At 22.3% G+C, this 20008-nt stretch carries 15 protein-coding genes; 9 read left to right on the forward strand and 6 right to left on the reverse strand.

Annotated features, from left to right (window positions below):
• Positions 1-74: 74 nt before the first annotated feature.
• Entirely contained in the window at positions 75-1007 is a 933-nt protein-coding gene (locus tag AACK96_RS02135) for a hypothetical protein (protein ID WP_338974762.1), read from the reverse strand.
• Positions 1008-1569: 562 nt separating this feature from the next.
• On the opposite strand from AACK96_RS02135, the gene AACK96_RS02140 reads away from it, so the two are divergent.
• Complete coding sequence (locus tag AACK96_RS02140) at positions 1570-2316, forward strand: hypothetical protein (RefSeq protein WP_338974765.1); 747 nt, start codon at positions 1570-1572, stop codon at positions 2314-2316.
• Between the two features lie 129 nt (positions 2317-2445).
• Here AACK96_RS02140 and udk read toward each other — a convergent pair whose 3' ends face one another.
• A complete protein-coding gene (gene udk, locus AACK96_RS02145; RefSeq protein WP_174481256.1) occupies positions 2446-3069 on the reverse strand; it encodes a uridine kinase in 624 nt (207 codons plus the stop codon).
• Positions 3070-3085: 16 nt separating this feature from the next.
• Positions 3086-3511, reverse strand: coding sequence for a Holliday junction resolvase RuvX (gene ruvX / locus AACK96_RS02150; protein ID WP_281749598.1), 426 nt, complete (start codon positions 3509-3511; stop codon positions 3086-3088).
• 263 nt (positions 3512-3774) lie between these two features.
• Between ruvX and AACK96_RS02155 the strand changes: the two genes are divergently transcribed.
• Positions 3775-4898, forward strand: a protein-coding gene (locus AACK96_RS02155; protein WP_338973306.1) for an IS3 family transposase whose coding sequence is annotated in 2 segments (ribosomal slippage) — positions 3775-4018 and positions 4018-4898 — 1125 coding nt in all. Because the reading frame shifts where the segments join, the coding sequence is not laid out codon by codon here.
• On the opposite strand, the gene AACK96_RS02160 is transcribed toward AACK96_RS02155, so the two are convergent.
• Positions 4848-5459, reverse strand: a complete 612-nt coding sequence (locus AACK96_RS02160; RefSeq protein WP_338974766.1) for a hypothetical protein — start codon at positions 5457-5459, stop codon at positions 4848-4850. The genes AACK96_RS02155 and AACK96_RS02160 overlap by 51 nt on opposite strands.
• Before the next feature lie 136 nt (positions 5460-5595).
• On the reverse strand, positions 5596-6600 hold the full coding sequence (locus tag AACK96_RS02165) for a hypothetical protein (RefSeq protein ID WP_338974768.1): 1005 nt from the start codon (positions 6598-6600) through the stop codon (positions 5596-5598).
• Between the two features lie 394 nt (positions 6601-6994).
• Between AACK96_RS02165 and AACK96_RS02170 the strand changes: the two genes are divergently transcribed.
• Positions 6995-8242: an ISNCY family transposase gene (locus tag AACK96_RS02170; protein WP_338973446.1), complete on the forward strand. Its 1248-nt coding sequence runs from the start codon at positions 6995-6997 to the stop codon at positions 8240-8242.
• 318 nt (positions 8243-8560) lie between these two features.
• Here the strand turns inward: AACK96_RS02170 and AACK96_RS02175 are convergent, their stop codons facing one another.
• A complete protein-coding gene (locus tag AACK96_RS02175; protein WP_338973439.1) occupies positions 8561-8974 on the reverse strand; it encodes a hypothetical protein in 414 nt (137 codons plus the stop codon).
• Between the two features lie 195 nt (positions 8975-9169).
• On the opposite strand from AACK96_RS02175, the gene AACK96_RS02180 reads away from it, so the two are divergent.
• The 6 genes from AACK96_RS02180 (at position 9170) to AACK96_RS02205 (ending at position 19875) form a co-directional block, all read left to right on the forward strand.
• Positions 9170-9592 carry a transposase family protein gene (locus AACK96_RS02180; RefSeq protein ID WP_338973316.1) on the forward strand — a complete coding sequence of 141 codons (423 nt, stop codon included), beginning with the start codon at positions 9170-9172 and terminating at the stop codon, positions 9590-9592.
• Between the two features lie 23 nt (positions 9593-9615).
• A complete protein-coding gene (locus tag AACK96_RS02185) occupies positions 9616-10023 on the forward strand; it encodes a transposase family protein (protein ID WP_338973314.1) in 408 nt (135 codons plus the stop codon).
• An 853-nt stretch (positions 10024-10876) separates the two neighbouring features.
• Entirely contained in the window at positions 10877-11905 is a 1029-nt protein-coding gene (gene plsX, locus AACK96_RS02190; protein WP_174481261.1) for a phosphate acyltransferase PlsX, read from the forward strand.
• A 28-nt stretch (positions 11906-11933) separates the two neighbouring features.
• On the forward strand, positions 11934-12653 hold the full coding sequence (gene rnc / locus AACK96_RS02195) for a ribonuclease III (RefSeq protein WP_174481262.1): 720 nt from the start codon (positions 11934-11936) through the stop codon (positions 12651-12653).
• 2 nt (positions 12654-12655) lie between these two features.
• Positions 12656-16219, forward strand: a complete 3564-nt coding sequence (locus AACK96_RS02200; protein ID WP_338974775.1) for an ABC transporter permease — start codon at positions 12656-12658, stop codon at positions 16217-16219.
• Positions 16220-16335: 116 nt separating this feature from the next.
• Positions 16336-19875 (forward strand): ABC transporter permease, encoded by a 3540-nt coding sequence (locus tag AACK96_RS02205; protein ID WP_338974777.1) that lies wholly within the window; start codon positions 16336-16338, stop codon positions 19873-19875.
• Positions 19876-20008 lie beyond the last annotated feature (133 nt).

Genomic DNA, 20008 nt, shown 5'->3' on the forward strand with positions numbered 1-20008 from the left:
ACTTTTGTTTTTATTGATTTGTTATATTAATAAAAAATAACCAAATATTTGGTTATTTTTAGTATATTTTAAATTTATTTTACTTGGTATTTAATAGTTGTATTTATATTAAAAAAAGAATTTGGTAAATGTTTGTTTTCATCATAATTATGTAAAAATACTCACAAATTATTAAGTTTTAATTCTTGATTATCAGTAATTATCATTTGTTCTGGTTGAAAATGAAAATAAATTCCTTGTTCCATTAATCCAATTTTATAATGTGATATTCTAATTTGTCTAATATAATTTTCCAATTTTGTAAAAATTTCTTTTTTATTTGTTTCTGTAGGTTTTACATCTATAATTCAAGGATCTATTTTAAATTTTGCTTCGATAGATTTTTGAAAAAATGCAAAATATTCCTTATATGCCTCAACATATTCCTTGCCATATCTTTCTTTATCAGCGGCTGTTTTTATTTTTTTAATAATTTTTTCTAATTTTTCTTCTTCAGTATCAATTTTTGTAATTGTAATGTTAACTTTTCCTGTATATTTACTGTCGGCTTTAGCATGTAGTTCTGCTGAACCAGCAGTTCCTTCTGCTGCTGCTTTGAAGTTTTTAATTTCAACATCATTAGCAGTTACATCTTTGTTTTGTTTAATGATTTCATCAAGAACTGTTTTTTCGGTATTAAATTTGTTACCGTCAACTTCTTTGTTAGTAATTTTACTGTCTAAAGCGATTTTGTCTTTTGCAGTAATTGTAATGTTAACTTTTCCTGTATATTTACTGTCGGCTTTAGCATGTAGTTCTGCTGAACCAGCAGTTCCTTCTGCTGCTGCTTTGAAGTTTTTAATTTCAACATCATTAGCAGTTACATCTTTGTTTTGTTTAATGATTTCATCAAGAACTGTTTTTTCGGTATTAAATTTGTTACCGTCAACTTCTAACTTAGTAATGATAGAACTTAATTTGGATGGGTTACACTTTTTTTGGTTCTGATTTTGTGCTTTTTGTAGCAACGACAGCTAATACACCAGTTGCAATTAATATTTTTTTATAATTTAGTTTTCTTTTCATATTTCACCACTCCAACGTGTTATTTTATCATTTTTGCTACATTAATGTCAAATTGCAACAATTGATTGAAGAAATATTGATGACTATTATTGATTATTTATATTTGTATTTTTATTAAAATTTGACTTATAGAAAATAAATAAATATAATTATTTTTATAAAATTTATAGAATTTTTTGACCGATACTTTAATTTTTAAAGTAAACAATGTTTAATCTAGATAATGTGAAATATAAAAATATAATGGATAATAAAAAATACTACTAATTATTTTTCTTTTATAGTAAGTTCTAGTAAGCATATGATATTGTTTGTTCATTTTAGTTACTAGAATTATTGATATGTACTTAAAAGAAGAAATAATAAAAATAACTATTTTAAAAAAAGAATGAAGGGGATAATATAATGAAAAAAATATATGATAATTATCAGGATACTAACTTTAATTATAAAAATATAATATCAACAAAAAATGTAAAACAAACATAGGATGACAATGGTAATTTGTATTATACAACTTTTGATAGTTCTGATCTTCATACACCTGGACAAAAAATTTGAAAATATAATATCAGTACCAGAGATAATGAAATTTATTGAGAAAATAAAGAATTCAAAGTAGGTTCTTTTCACATGATAATTGATATTAAAGGTAATATTTATTTAACTTCTGCTGGTGGAGTAATAATTCTTAATAATAAAAATAAATTTAAAACTATGCCATTAGTTTCGGGTATGGTAACTGATATTACTTATTTAAAAAATAATATTTATGTAACAACTTTTGATGGTTTTTATAAATATAATATTAATACTGAAATTGCTGAAAAAATAAATTTACCAAACAATCTAATGGTTAATTCTATATTTATTGATAAAAATGAAAATATTTATCTTGCTATTTATAGATCTATAAATAAACCTATAAGTTATAGTGTGTTAATTATAAAAAAAGGTCAATCTGAAGCCAAACCAATAATTGGAGATGATTTTTTTAACATTAACGATACAATGTGAATAACAGAAATAAATAGTAAAATATATTTTTATAGTTTAAATTTAGCAAGTAAAAAAGCAAAATTATATTATAGTGATTTAGATAGTAATAAAGTAAATTATGTATTAGATTTATCAATTAATGTTCAAACATTATTTAATTTAAATAATGAACTTGGTTTAGTAACACATGAAAATGGAAATACAGTAATTGAAGTTTTAAATATTGATAGTATAGAAAAAAATATGAAATAAAAAATAGTGTTTATGAGCAAGTAATGCAAATACAAAAATTTAATATTTTATCTCTTCTAAATGAAGACAAAATTGATTATTTAAGTTGATAATCTTCTTTGTTATTCTAAAAATTAAAGCTTAAAGCAATTATTTAATAATTGCTTTAATTTTAGTAGCAATAATATCAATAGCTACAGTATTATGAAAATCAAAAGGAATAATAATATCAGCATAACGTTTAGTTGGCTCAACAAAAGCATCATGCATAGGTTTAACAGTTAATGCATATTGTTGTAAAACACTGTCAAGAGTACGATTTCTAAAACTAACATCTCGTTTAATTCTTCTTAGTAGTCTAGTATCACTATCAGTATCAACAAAAATTTTGATAGTAGATAATTCACGAATAATAGGATTTTCTAAAGCAAAAATACCATCCAGAATGATAACGTCACCCGGACCAATAATCTCAGTGTTTTTACTGCGACTATTGATTTTAAAATCATAAATAGGCTCTTCAATAGCATTGCCGAGTAATAATTGTTCTAAATCATGAATTAATAATTTCATATCAATAGCATTAGGGTGATCAAAATTAGTTTTTTTTCTTTCTTCAACTTTTAAATTACTAAGGTCATGATAATAATTATCCATTTGTACAAAAATGACATTTTTTTTATTACAAGCTTCAGCAATTTTTTCTGCTACTGTTGTTTTTCCTGAAGCACTGCCGCCAGCGATAGCGATTAAATTAATTTTTTTATATTTCACATTTATCTCCTAAAATTTAAGATTGAGTTATTTTATCAAAGTATGATTGTAAAATAATAGCAGCAGCCAATTGATCTTTAACTTGTTTTCTTTTATTTGAAGAAACATTAGATTTAATTAATATTTGCTGCGAAGAATAGGTAGTTCTTCTTTCATCTTGTAAAACAATATTTAGTTTATCATTATTTTGTGTTAATTTAAATTTATCAATAAAATTTAAAACAATTTTTGCGCTGGGGCCGACTGTGCTATCCATGTTTAAAGGGTAACCAAAAACAAGAATATCAGCATCATATTCTTTAATAACATTTTGGAGTTGGATAATAGCATTATTAAAATCATGCTCTGGGAAACGAATAGTTTTTCAAGAAAAAGCAATTTTTCCTTCACCACGAGCAAGTCCTAATGTTTTACTACCTAAATCAATGCCTAAATATTTCATAAATTTATTATACTTAATATTTTTTTTAATTTTAATAATATATTAATTTTATAAAAAAATATTTTTTATATTGTAAGTATAATAAAAATGTATTATGTCTATAAATTTTTATCTTTTTTATATTGTTTTTTTTCTTCTGCAATTCTTTTTCTTTCTTTTTCAGCTTCTTCAATTCTTTTTTTTAATCTTGGATGGGTTACACTTTATTGGACACTAATTACGTAGACAAGTTCACAAATTAGTTAAAAGAAAGGAAAATAATTATGGCCAATATTAACTCATATTCAGATGAATTTAAAAAACAAATAGTAGCTTTATATCAAAGTGGCAAGTCAGTATCTTGTCTTGTTAAAGAATATAACGTTACAAGAGCGGCTACTTATAAATGAATTAAGCAATTTACTAATTCAGGCAGTTTTAAAACCAAAGATAATCTTTCTGATTTAGAAAAACAATTAATTCAAGCAAATAAAGAATTAAAACAATTACGAATGGAAAATGATATTTTAAAGCAAGCAGCACTAATAATAGGCAGAAAATAGAAATTATTGCAAATAATAAATCTAAATATAAAATTCGCACAATGTGTCGTTTTTTAAAACTCTCTAAATCAACATATTATTTTAATTTAAAGAAAAAAAATAAAAATCAAAATAATATTTATGATGAAGCTGTTATTAGTGCTTTTAAAGAAAATAAAGAAGTTTATGGTACTAGAAGATTAAAAGTCATACTAGCAAACCAAGAAATTTATTTATCACGCAGAAAAATTAAACAAATTATGAATAAGCATAATTTAATATCAAAATACACTAAATTATCATTCAAAAATCATCATAATAAAGTCAATGATAGTCAAATTACCAATCTTGTTAATAGAAACTTTAATAATAAAATTAAAAATGAAGTTATTGTTAGTGATTTAACTTATGTTCAAGTTAATGGTAAGTGAAACTATATTTGCTTATTAATAGACCTATTTAACCGCGAAATTATTGGACATAGTGTAGGTACTAAAAAAGATGCATCATTAGTATATCAAGCATTTATGCACTCAAATCGCTGTTTAAAAGATATTGAAATATTTCATAGCGATCGCGGTAACGAATTTAATAATAAAACTATTGATAAACTTTTATTAGCATTCAACATAACTCGATCTTTAAGCAAAAAAGGCTGTCCTTATGACAATGCTGTTGCTGAAGCAACTTTTAAAACTTTCAAAACTGAATTTATTAATGATAAAAATTTTACATCATTAATCAAATTAAAATTAGAATTATTTGATTATATCAATTGATACAACAACATAAGAATTCACAGCACCTTAAACTACCTAACTCCAGTTAATTATCAAAAACAAGTGTCTACCAAAAAACAGTCCTAAAAAGGGTTGCCATTCCAAATTTGAAATAGAAAGAGAAATCATTTGAGAACCTGTTGCTAAGAAAAAAAATAATCATGTTTCTCATTTTTTTAATTTTAATTCAAGTAGATCATGAGATTTTGTAACTTCATATTTAGTAAGTAGTGTTGTTGTTTTAGTAATATTAGTAAAAACAGCATTGAAAAAAAATGACAAAATTCCCATTGAAAATTTTCCACAATTTGATTGTTTTGTAATTCAGTTTGAAATTATTTGAGGACAAATATTAGTTTTAATTTTTAATGTTTCTAATCCTCATTTAAATATATAATTAACTGGTCGTATAGAAAAATAAGTGATTGTATTTGCTAATATAATATTTGGTTTAGTAAAATATTTAATTCAATCACTTATTTTAAAGTTTTCTTGTATAGCATTTGCTATTGCACCTGTCATTATAGAATGTGCCATTAGTCATGTTACTGATTCTAAAAATAAATCAAATAATGAATAATTTATTCTTTCTTTTCATTCTAAAGTATCTAAAATTGTTTTTTTTAATTTATTTAAATTATCAATCACTTTGTTTGCCGAAGATGTTAATTCTTTTATTATACTATTATCAATAGGCTTCTTTAAACAATTAAAGTCACTAATTTTTTCAATTTCTTTTTTAAAATTTGGATGATATTCAAAATCTGTAGATTTTGGAATATTATTAAGTTTTTTTTATTAAATTATTAATACGTTTTATTCGTGACATATTATTTTTTAATTTTACTTCATTTTCTTCATATAAAAGGGTTAAAAATTCATGTTTATATTTTTCAAATGGTTCAATAGGAATTTTTTTAATTTTAAAATCATTTATTGGATTACTTTTTTGACTTTGGATTATATTTAAAATTGTATTTCTTGATCAATCAGCAATTGCTGAGGTAAAAAATGTCGTTAAAATAGTATCAATGAATGTTGTGAAATAGTTTTGTTTATTTTGAAATATTCCATAAAAATAATCTTCTGATGTATATTCTTGCTCATCAAAAATATATGTAGAAATTATTCTTTGTGCATTTTTTCCAGTAAATGCAATATAAACTAGTAGTAATCCTAACAATAAATTAGGTAATGTTTTTTTAATTTTGGCATTTATTGAAATATTGCTAGACGAAGTAGGATTATCAATAATTTTTTGCATATTTGTTAAATACTGATATAAATTTAATAAATTATCATAATTAATATTAATACTTAATTCTTGATTAAATGAGGTAATATTTTTTATAAACATATCTATATTATTAATAGAATTTATAGTAGCGTTTTCTAAAAAATAATAATATTTTGGATCTGATTTTTCGCCTCCTTTAACTTTGATAGGAGAGGAATCTAAAAGTTTATTATTGTTTAGGTCATCTGATAATTTGTCAATGTTTTCATATTTTTTAACGTGTTTATATAATTTATTATTTTTAATTAAAAATATTTCAAAAATAATTTGACTATTTGGAAAGGCAATTCTTTTAGTTCAACATTTAAAATCATTTTTGTTTTTGTCATAAATTGTCATATACGATTCATAAATAACTGAATCAAGTTCATTAGATTTATTTCTAATTTCAGTTTTATATTCTCATTCTCCTTTATTATTTTTTCATTTCTTTGTTTTTCCACCAAAGCGATTATTATTTTTTGTTAATTTTATTTTTTTTAAATTTATCATTTTTACTCCTTTTTAATTACAAAAGTTTTATTTAATATAATGTTAATTTGTTATTAATAACAGTAAGTATATATTTTAAAAAGGATCATATTCTTTTAACAAGATCCTCAAAAGTAGTAGTATTAATTTTTTTGAATTAGTTTTACTACAAAAATTTATAAGTATTTCAAAATCATATCCAAAAAATTACTGTTTATAAGTAAAGTTTTTAGTTGTGTTATTAATTTTTCCCCAATGCCTTCTTAGATATATAATAAGAAGTAACTAAATTCTAAAGTTTTTAAAATAAAATACAATAAAAATTATTTTTAATGTCATTATTTAGTGATAATTTCCTATTAGTTATCGAGTAAAAATTTCCTAAAAGTGAAGTTAAATATACTTGGTGATAAAACTGGAAAGAAGCATGACTATGAAAGAAAAATATAAGTACAAAATTATAAATGATATTATTATTAATAAATTATCTAAACATCAAGCCAAGAATAAACTTAATCTAACTATTAGAAGAATTAACCAATTAATTCAAATTTTTAATAGAGAAGGTAAAGTTGGTTTTATTCATAAATCTCGCAATACAATTTCTAATAAGGCAACAAATTTTGAAATCAAAATTAAGATTATCAACTTGTATAAAACAAAATATTATAATTTTAATTTTCAACATTTTCATGAGAAATTAATGAATGAAGAAAAAATTAAAATTTCATATAGCACACTTTATACTATATTAATCAAAGAAAAAATTACTTCACCAAAAAGACATAAAAATAAAAAAAATAACTTACATCCAACAAGAAATCGAAGAACAAATTTTGGTGAATTAATTCAAATGGATGCAAGTAATCATCATTGATTTGGTAACGATAAACCAAAATCATTTTTACATGCTGCAATTGATGATGCTACAGGAAATATTGTTGGACTATGATTTGATCATCAAGAAACATTAGATGGTTATTATAATGTTTTTTATCAAATTTTAACTAATTATGGCATACCAAAAACATTTTATACTGATAATAGAACAGTTTTTGGATATAAGAAAAAAATTGATTCAGGTAAAATAAACACAGAAAATGACACTTATACTCAATTCCAAAAATGCTGTAATGATTTGGGTGTTGAAATAATTAGAACTTCAATTCCACAAGCTAAAGGTAGAATTGAACGTTTATTTGGAACACTTCAAAGTCGATTAATTAGTGAATTACGACTTAATAAAATTAAAACATTAGATGAAGCTAATCAATTTCTCAAAATGTACATAAACGTTTTTAATAAACAGTTTGCCTTTCCTATTGATGATAATAAATCTGCTATGGTTAAAGCTCCTACACAAGAAGAAATAAATATTTATCTTTCAAGATTTTCTAAAAGAAAAACAGATAGTGGTTCAACTATAACATATTATGGTAAAAAATATTTTCCTTATAAAAATAACAAAGTTCAATACATACAATCTCGAATTGATGTAATTGTACTTAAATCGTTTATTAATGAATTATATCTTAGTTACAATAATCAAATATATGAACTAAAAGAAATAGCACTAAAACCAATTATTAAAGACAACTTGATAAAAACTAAAAAAGTTTATATACCCAATAAAAATCATCCTTGAAGATATGGATATCAATAATTCCTAATTAAAGTTATATAAGATTTACATTTTTTGAATACTAAACCATATAAATTTTTAAAATGTTTGTATATAAGCAAATTTGGTGCTTTAAAATTGATTTTAAAGATATAAAGAGATTACAAATTCAATATCTTCCTCTTTTACATTTTTTTGTGATTTTCTACTAGAACTTTGACTTTTGCTTGTTGAAGCTTCACTGTTTACTTTTGATTTGTCTTTTTGAAATCCAAGAGCATTAGTAACTCTTTTTTTATTTTTTTCTAGTATTTTATAAAATACTAGAAAAAAAGAACTTTCATTGTTAATTGAAAAAATTTACGCAAAAAAAGCACGATTATTATATCCACTAGTTGAAGGTTGATTTGTCAACTCCATTGAATTTATTTCTTCTTTTTCAAGTTCTTTTAATAAGTTTTTTTTATTGTTATTTATTTTACAATTATAAATACAATAACCAATAATAATTGATGTTGTAATTAATCCATAACCAATAAAACCTGTTGTTGGTCAAAAATAATCTGACTCATAAAAATTAGTTAAATAATTTTTAATATTTGTTCATATATCTTTTTTTGTTTCAAAAAGTTCAGTACTAGTATTATTAGCATTATTAGTTTGATTATTGAAATTTGTCATTTCAGTTGTTGTTATTTTATTGAATATTTTTGATACAGGAGTTGAGATTACCGATGGTAAAGTAGTTATGTTATTAATAATTACCGATAGCATACTATCATTTCATGAATTGGTCTCCATATAAACTATCCTTTCAAAATAAAAACCTATTTGTTTAAAAATAAAACAATGGGTTAAAAACTATATTTAGTTTTTAACAATAGACATATTCCGTAATTATTTTTTTGAAAAATCAAGTAATAATTTTATAATTTATTTTATTAATGAATTAATAAGGTGTTGATAAATATGGCTTTTGAAAATTTAAAAAAATTAAAAAATGATAAATTTTATAGATATTTTGGTATAAAACATTTTCATTTTAATGAAATGTTAGAAAAATTAATTGAAATAGAAAAATTAGAAAAAACTAAAGGTCGAAAAAATAAACTTTCAGTTGAAGAAAGATTGATGATGACACTTGAATATTGAAAAGAATATTATACTTTTTTTCAAATGAGTATTAAATATAAAATGAGTCCTTCAAGCTGTTTTCGAAATATTACTTGAGTTGAAAATAAACTTAGTAATGATAGAGATTATCAATTTTTAAAAGAAAAATATAAATCAAAAAATGATAAAAAACAAGAAAATTTAAATGAATTTCAATTTTATTTAATTGATTCAACTGAGATTGAAATTGAAAGACCAACTAAAAAAAACTACAGTTAGAATATTTTTCTGGTAAAAGTTGAATGTATTCTATAAAATTTCAAATTGTATATGATTTTTTTAATAAAAATATTGTTGATATTTTTGCTGATAATGGCAAAGTGCATGATTTTCAAATATTAAAAAATTCAAATCTTGTATTTTCTAAAAATACAATAATTATTGGTGATTTAGGATATCAAGGTATACAAAATATTTATGAAAATACAATAATACCAATTAAAAAAAGTAAAAATAAAAAATTAACTAAACAAGAAAGAAAATATAATAAGATTGTATCTAAAATTAGAATCAAAGTTGAACATGTTTTTGCTTGATTAAAAAGATTCAAAATTTTAGTAAATAAATGTAGAAAAAGTAAATTTAGACTTATGTACTTAAGATTTAACTTACTTTGTAAAATTTTTAATAAAATAAAACCATTAAAATAAAAAAAATCAAAAATATATTTTTTAAAATTGAAATTATTATCAAGTTAATATAAAAATATTATTAACATTTTTTTATTTTCGAAATAGAAACTTATTTTTAAACTATTTTTTCGGAAAATATTAACTTTTATAATTAATAACACTAAAAAATTTATAAAAAGTATTATTGACAATTGATTAAATTTAATTATGGAATATGTCTAATATTATAATTAATAAATTTTTAAATATTAAATATTTCTATATTATAAAAAATAGAAACTAAAATTTTCAGGATTATTTAAAATTTGTGTATTTTACTGAAATAGTTTAAATTTCCCAAAATAATTTAGTTTTTTTGATAAGTATTTTGGGAAATTTTCACTCGATATTGACATAAAAATTATTTTTAATTAACTTTATTTTTATTTTTTATGAATAATAATCAAATTAATAGTGTTTATTTTATAAATAAAAATAAACACTATTAAATGTTTTAATATTTTTTTAATTCTTTGATTATTTTTGATTTTAGTAAAATTATGATAAGATATTTTTATATTTATATTAGTTTTTTGCTTTTAAAGTTTTTTTTATTAATAAAATAAATAAAAGGGTTTTGGTCTTTAAAAAAAACTGGTGTAAATAAAAACAATTATTTAGAAAATCAATATCAAAATAATTAGAGATAAATTGTTTTTTAACTTTTTACTAGCAAATAATGAAATATTCATATTTAAAATAAATAAATGCAGTATTAGTTGGATTGTTAATCTTAAGGAATTAAAAAAATTAACGTATAATTAAACTATCAATAATATAATATAATATTATTTAAGGTTTCTTAAATTATTTTTTGTTTTTAGGAGGAACTATGAAAATTGCTTTTGATGTAATGGGTTCAGACCATGGTAGTTTGCCCGCTATTGCTGCAGCGTTAGAAGTTATTAAAGAATTCAAAAACGTTGAAATTTGTTTAGTTGGTGATGAAAAACAAATTAATGGAAACTTGCAGATTTTATTAAAAAATAAGCCATTATCATCAAGAATAACAATACTAGCAACAACCCAAGTAATAACTATGAATGATGGTCCACTCGCTGGTATTAGAATGACTGATTCTTCTATGAATCAAGCCATTCAGTTAGTTAAAAATAAAAAAGCAGATGGGATTCTAACTTCGGGTTCAACTGCTGCCTATCTTGGTGCTTGTCATTTTTTATTAGGCGAAATCAAAGGCATTAAACGTCCGGCATTCATGCCAATTATGCCTACTTTAATAAAAGATCGACAAGTAGTATTATTGGATGTTGGAGCAAATATTGAAAACACTGTTGATGAATTAATTAATTTTGCATTAATGGGTCATATTTATTGTCAAACTATTCAAAATATTTCACGTCCTAAAATTGGTTTATTAAATATTGGCATTGAAGAAAGCAAAGGTCCAGAAGTAACTAAAGCAACATATGCTAAACTAAAACAATTAACACAAAAAAATGAAAAGTTAAGTTTTTTAAATTTTCACGGTAATATTGAACCACGAAATGTTTTAAGTGGTGATGTTGATATTATTATTTGTGATGGTTATTCAGGTAATATTGTTTTAAAATCAGTTGAAGGCATGGCATCATTATTATTTACATTAATTAAAAATGGTTATAAAAAAAATTTATGAACTAAATTTTTAGGTTTAATGTCAATTGGTATTTTTAAAAATATTAAAAAGACTTTTGATTATAAGAATACAGGTGGTGCTCAATTAATAGGTATTAATGGCATTGCTTTTAAAGCACATGGATCTAGTGATAAAAAATCTTATTATAGTACTTTAAAACTTTTAATTCGTGCTATTGAGCAAGATGTTACTAATAAAATAGCTAAACAAATTCAAGAATTATAATTTATAAATAAGTATTAAGGAGAAAAATATGATTAATATTGAACATATTTTAAAATCGAGTATTTTAGAAAAAATTAAATCTAATCGTAATTATCGTGAAGCGTTTACTCATCGTTCTTTTTCAAACGAACATAATTTAGATTATTCATATGAGCGATTAGAATTTTTGGGTGATTCGATTTTAGGGGAAAATATTTCAACTTACATTTGGCACTTATTTCCAAATAAAGATGAGGGACAATTAACAAGTTTACGTAGTAAAGCAGTTAGACAAGAAACATTGGCAGCAGTGGCAATTGCTCTAGGATTACAAGATTATTTATTTTTGGGAAATGGTGAAAAAAATACAGGTGGGCAACAACGCGAAAGTATTTTATCAGATGTTTTTGAATCATTTCTTGCTGCAGTATATCTTGATTTAGGAAATAGTGCCGTTAAAAAAATCTTAGATTTAACTTTATTTGAATTAATTAAAACTAATCAGTTAGAAACAATTATTGATTATAAAACTAAATTACAAGAATTAGTACAGGCAGAAAAAAGAGATCCTATTAATTATAAAACTATGGAACAAATTAAAAAAGATAATATTACTTATTTTATTGTTCATGTGTATTTAGATAATAAAATACTAATGGGGAAAGGAGTAGGAACAAATAAAAAGAAAGCTGAGCAAGAAGCAGCAAAGTCAGCTTTAGCAAAACTGTCAAAATCTAATTTATTAATAAGTGATCATAAGAAGGGATAATCATGTTTAAATTATTACGTAATTATATTCGTGAACAAAAAAACAATTTATTACAAATGTTTGGTTTAGGTTTTTTAGTAATGATTATGATTATTGCCTTTTTATCATTAAATTTTTCTAATAATTATTTATTTGAACAATATGTTAACGATATTGCTCATAATGAATTTAACCAATATACATTTTTTTCACCAGTGGAATATGTTAATTTTGATGGAAAATATAATGAAAAAGATAAAAATGGTTCTTATTTAAATAATATTAATTATTATCAAAAAGATAATACTATTGATAAAGAAAAGATGGCAAAAGCTACTTTTCAGTTAACAATACCAGATGCTACTAGACCTGATATATATCGTTTTACTTTTTATGGAGGACTCGCTAATAGTAAAGAATATTTTGCTATTGGTGATAGTCTTTTTAATGATACTAGCCATAAATATATTGATTTTAAAATTAATATTCCTATTAATTATCCATCTTATGATACTCATAAAGCAACGATAGAACAATATGCTAATATTCTAAATCAATATCTATATGATCCATTACATCCAGAAAAAAATCCAGAAAATGCAACAAATTTTATGATTACTAGTGAAGCTGCTTTACAGTTTTATAATGATAATTTTAAGGGACAATTGTCATATGCTAATCGAAACTATAGTGAAATAGATATTAAAAATGAAGCTAAGTTATATGAAATAATGTCAATGGGAATGTTATATAAAGATATTGAATGACAACATGCTGTTATGGTCCGTGATTTATTAATTACTAGTAAAAATTTTGCTTTTATTGAAACAGGACCTGAATATATTGTTAATAAAGCAATTATTGTCAAAGATGGTGGCCCAAGTTTAACAGAAAAACCATTACAAGATAATGAAATTTTAATTTACAAACATTTTGCTGAACTAAATAATTTACATATTGGTCAAAATTATGTAATTGCTGGACAAACGTTTATTATTCGTGGTTATGCTACAAGCTCATTAGCAGCATTTGTTGGTCGTTATTTTGGTAATTCACTTGATTTAAAAAATAATACTGTTGCTTTTACTAATGGTAATACGATGCACAAAGTTGAATCTGATTTAAAGGCATTTAGCAGTAATATTGATGATTTTTTTTTAGGTATTAATCCTGACTTGGCTAAAAATATTGATTCACAAATAAATAATGAATGAATTTATAATTATCTTCATGCAACTTATAAAACGCCTACTGATATAGCAAGTACAAAATATTATAATAATGGTATTGAATATAATAAAATAGTTTCACCTTTAAATATCAATAATCCTAGATTTTATACTAGTATGCAAGAATGATCTTTTAGTTCCATTAATAATAGAATTAATGTTATTGAAGAGATTTCTAGTTTATTTTTAATTTTAATTTTTATTGTGACTACTATTATTATTTTTATTATTACTTTTAAAATGATTGATCGTAATAAAAAATTAATTGGAATTTTAAAAGCAACAGGATATAAAAGTTGACAATTAAGTATATCATTAGTAATTTCAATTATTGCTCCTTTATTTATTTTTGCTATTATTGGTGTTTTAATTTCGATTCCAGTTGCGCATTATTTAATTTATATTACTAATATTAGTACTGTTGCCTTAATTAGTTATGGTTGGTATTTTAATATTGTTACTGCTATTTTATTACTTGTTATTCCAATCATTAGTTTAACTTTCATTAGTTTTTTAATGGTATTATTCTTATTAAGAAATAAACCCTTAGATTTAATTACTAATAATATTTCAAAACAAAAATATAAAATAAATATTAGTTCAATTTTTACTTTTATTGCAAGATATGTGATTGGTAGATTTAGTTATCGTAATAAGTTGGCCGTTACTACTTCACTACGTAGTTTTGGTAAAACATTAATTATGTGTTTTACTAGTATTTTTGCTGCAACATTAGTATTCTTTGCGCTTGCTGCTAGTGGTTTAGTTAATAATATGTTAGGTTCACAATTTGCGGGAACTAATTTTAATTATCAAAATGGTTATCAATTTGATGATAATATTAAAACTAACTTTATTAATAACGAAAATAAATTAATGTATCAATTTAATAGTGTTGATAATATTAAAAGTAAAATTTCATTATATCCAGAATTATTAGCGGCAATTAAACAATTTGATCCTCTTAATCCTAATAAATCAATTGTAATTAATGTTCAAAATCGTTATATTATGGGTAGTGAATTATTAAAAATAAAACAATGAATTGATGCTAATCCATCAAAGATTCCATCAATAATTAAGAATTTTTTAGAAAAAAATAAAATATTATTTAATTATTTAACCAATAATAATGGTAAAAACAATACTGATTTATTGATAAGTTTTGGTTTAATTCCTTATGATGAACAGTATGAAGTACCATACACACAATTAGAACTTGATAAGGCTAATCTGTTACTTCCTAATCAGCGTGGTGCTGTTTTTGATAATGATACACAAACCTTATCAAAAGAATCTTTTAAAAATTGAAGTGCACCAAGAACTGCTTATGGTATTGATGATAGTTTAAGTGATTTTTTATCTCTAAATTTTAGTATAAGTGATTTCTCTACTTTTAGTAAATTAAATTTAACTGATATGGAAGTTTCTAATAATTGGCAAGATAAACAATTTATTAATATTCGTAATCATTTAATTCAAAAATTAGGAATTAAAAATCCAGATAGTAGTGCTGTTCAATTTATTCCAATGGCTACTTCTGCTTTACCTTCGGTTGTTAATGTTTATAATGGTGGAGAACAACTTAATAATAGTGTTATTTATAGGTATAAAGGATTAGATAATCAAACAAAATATATAATTGGTGTTGCTTATGATTATATTAATAAATTAGATCCAAAAATAATAGTAATGCCCAAACTTTGACTTAATGAGATTTTATTTGGTAGTAAAAGTGATTTATTAGAAAATAATTTTGCTAATAGTAAATTAAGCAAATTTACTGATAATGAGTTTAAACATTACTTACCAATTATTAGTAATAAAAATGATTATAATATTGATTTAGCACAAATTTCACACTCAGGATATTTGGAAAGTAAAGGTATTAGTACTTCATTATCATCGGTGTATGATATTAGTAATTTACGTAGTATTATGAAGAATAATCAATATAGTTTACAAATAATAATTTCATTTTTTGGTATTTTTAGTGTTACATTATCACTAATGATTATTATTATTGTTACTAATATTAGTGTTCGTGATAATTTAATATTAATTAATATTTTACGAAGTTTAGGTTATACTGCATTAGAAGTTTCTTATAATTTCTTTCTGGTAATAATACCTGCATTGGTAATGAGTAGTTTGGTTGCTGTTTTTATTGTTCCTTCTTTAGTAATGGTACTTTCTAATTTATTAGCAACTTTTGCAAAAATCGCATTTCCTATTGTTTTTCGTTGATGATATTTTGCATTGATGATTAGTATAAATATTTTAATTTATTTAGTCTCATACATTATTACTTGAAAGTTAAACGTTAATAATAAACAATTAATGACATTAACTAAATAATATATAATCTGGTTTATTGCTTAAAATAAAAAATTACACATTAAAATGTTTTAATTTTAAAAAATATTTTTAAATTGATAAAATTAACTTGAAGTATCAACTGGGGTTAGTGGAATATGGTAAAAATATTTTTCAATTATTTGCGTGAACAAAGAAAAAATATTATTCAAGTTTTAGGGTTAGGCTTTTTAGTTATGATTATGATTATAACTTTTTTAAGCATTCAATTTTCTGATCAATATGTAAAAAATCAATATTTAAATGATATTAGTCAAAATACTAATTTTCAAGAATTAAATGAATTACCAATTGAAAAAAATAGTTTTGAAAAAGAATATAATTATTATAAAACACATTTAGGATTATGATTGGAAAATATGTCATATTATAAACAAGATGATAGTATTGATACTTTTAAATTAAATCATGCAACTTTTCAAATTGTTTTAGTTAATGCTAATAGCGATACTTATCGTTTTATTTTTAATGGTAGTAGTGATTTAAGTGATTCTCATGCTAATAATTATTTACAAATCGGAAATAACATATCTACTAAATATCATCATCATTATGTTGATTTTAAACTATTAGTTCCTAATGATTATCATCAAGGTTATAATTCTTCTGAAGAATATAAAAATGCAATGCGTAATTTAATTAATAGTTATGTTTATGATGGAAAGACAAATATTAATCAAGTAAACTATTTTATTTTAAATGATAAAGCATTAAAAATTTATCAAGATGAAATTTATCATAAAATATCATACGCTAATCATGAATATAATACAATTGATATTTCTTTGCAATCACAACTATATTTTTTAATTATTAATGGCATGTTATTTCAAAATATTGAATGAAATCAATATACTTTAGTTAATGATTTATTAATGACCGGTAAATCTTTTCTATTTACACAAACAGTTCCTAAAAATATTATTGATCCACCAATTTTAGTAGGTAATTATAAACAAAGTTTAGAAGAGTTACCATTACAAGATAATGAAATTTTAATTTATGAACAATTTGCTAATAATAATAATTTAAAAATTGGTGATAAGTATAATATTGTTAATCGTACTTTTACTGTTAGAGGATTTGTTACTAGTCGTAATAGTGCTTTTATTGCTAATAATATTAGTGGATTGATGGATCCAAAAAATAAAACAGTTGCTTTTGTTAATAGTAATACAATGACTAATATCAATAATGATTTTAAGGGTTTTATTGATAAAAATAAACAAAAAAATAGTTTTAATCCAGTTTATCCTGAACGTAGTTTAAATCCATGATTATATAATATATTACATAATCAATTAGCATATGGTCACCATTATCAAAATCTTACTAATGGTATAAATTTTGCTAATGTTGCTAGTATTTTAACAAATGATGATTATTTATGAAGACCTTATAATGAAAATGCTATTTTTTTCTTAAATGAGCGAATTAATTTGACACAAAATGTCGGTATAATATTTTTAACATTAATTTTTACTGTCACTAGTGTTATTATTTTAATGGTAGTATGAAAGATGATTCATCATAATCATAAATTAATTGGAATTTTAAAAGCATTGGGTTATAAAAATTGACAATTAACAATTTCTTTGGTTTTAGCTATTATTTGACCTTTATTTATTTTTGCTATTATTGGTGTTTTAATATCAGTATTTATTAGTCATATTCTTATTAATAGTCATAACTTGTATTTAGCGTTAATTAACTATGGATGATATATAAATGTGCATATGACAATTATTGTGGTAACTGTTCCTTTATTGTTATTAGTAATTATTAGTTTTTTTATAGTTTATTTATTTTTACAAAAAAAACCACTTGACTTAATTAGTAGTAAAAATTTTAAAAAATATCATCATTTAAATATTAGCAAAATTTTTAATTTTATTAGTGTTAAAGTTATTGGTGATATTAGTTATCATAATAAATTGGCAATAACTATTAGCATGCGTAGTTTTGGTAAATTAGTTATCATTAGTATAGTTAGTATTTTTGCTGCCACATTAATGCTATTTTCAATTGCAGCTAGTGGTTTAGTTAATGATATGTTATCATTACAATTTGAAGGAATTAATTTTAATTATTTAAATAGTTATCATTATGAAGACATTGAAAATAATTTTATTAATAATAACAAGCAGTTGCTTTATAACATTGCTCCAGTTTCACAAATAGAATCAGGAGTATCACTTAAACAATATTTACAAGATGCTATTGATTCATATTTAATAAATCCTAATAATCCAGCACCCGTTATTCGCGATTTACGTAATAAATATATTTTGGGTAGCGATTTATTAAAGATGCGTAAAAATTTTGAAAAATCAACAACATGAAATTTATTACCACAAACATTTAAAAAACAGTGAACAAAACAAATAAATATTATTAATTATTTAACAAATGAAAGTGGTAATAATAATGATTTATTAATTAGCTTTGGTATTATTCCTTATCAAGAACAAAATGAGTTACCTTTTATTAAATTGAATATTGAAGATTCTTATGATTTGGATTTTAGTCATAATAATGCTATTGGTAATACTTATGATAGTGTAACTCAAACTTTTAATGATTCATGCTTTAGTAATGAAGTTACAATAAGACAAACTATCTATGGTATTAATGCAAATAGTAATAATTTTATTAAACCTAATTTAATTAATAGTAAATTTAAAAAATTTATTAATATGAACAGTGATACAATGAACACTTCTGATTTTTGATTAGATAAAGAATTTACTAAAAATGTTAACAATATAAAAAAACAATTGCATATTACTAGTACTAATGCCCCAAATGTTACCTTTTTACCGATTGTAGCATCTAATGCCCCAGCATCCAATACTAGTACTGGTAATGGTAACAATATTGGTAAAGCTATTTTATATCCATATTTTGATTTTAATGGTAATAAAAAATATTTAATTGGTATTATTTATGATGGCTTTAGGAATTTAGGAATATCAACATTATTAGTATCACAATCACTTTTAAATAGTGCTATTAATGAAAATACAGGATTATTAATTAATAATGCCAAAATGAGTAAATTTAATGATAATGAGTTACGACATTACTTAACTTTTATTAATACTGAAAATAATTATAATCTTGATTTAACTAAAATTTTGAATACTGACTACATTAATTCTAGTGGTTTTGTTAGTTCTTTGAGTGGTATTGTTCCAATTGGTAATGAAAAAGCAGCATTAGAAAATAATGAAATAAGTATTCAATTACTTATTGGTTTTTTTGCAATTTGTAGTATTATATTATCATTTATGATTATGACTTTGGTTACTAATATTTTAGTTCGTGATAATTGAATATTGATTAATATTTTAAAAGTATTGGGATATAATACTATGGAAGTATCTTACAATTTTATTATAATCGTTGTCCCTTTAATTTTAATTTTTTCAGTTTTTAGTATTTTTATTACTCCAATATTGATTAATATTTTAGCACAGCAGTTAATTACTTTTAGTCATGTTATTTATCCAATTATTTTTCGTTGATGATATTTTTTATTAGCTTTTGGTATTAATATTATTGTTTATATTAGTGCTTATATTATTACTTGATTATTAAGTTTTAGAAAATATAAGTTATGAGCATTTATGGAGTAAAGATATTATTTAATAAAAATTTTATTCTAGTAAAAATTTAAAAAAGGAAGTTTATTATGTTTTTAATTGATTTTCACTTAGAAAGGCATATAATGAATTTATAATGTTTTTAAACCCATTGTTTTAATTTTAA

Origin of the sequence: Spiroplasma endosymbiont of Tricholauxania praeusta, assembly GCF_964019535.1 — a bacterium.
In the GTDB taxonomy this organism is placed as follows: Bacteria; Bacillota_I; Bacilli_A; order Mycoplasmatales; family VBWQ01; genus Spiroplasma_E; species Spiroplasma_E ixodetis_A.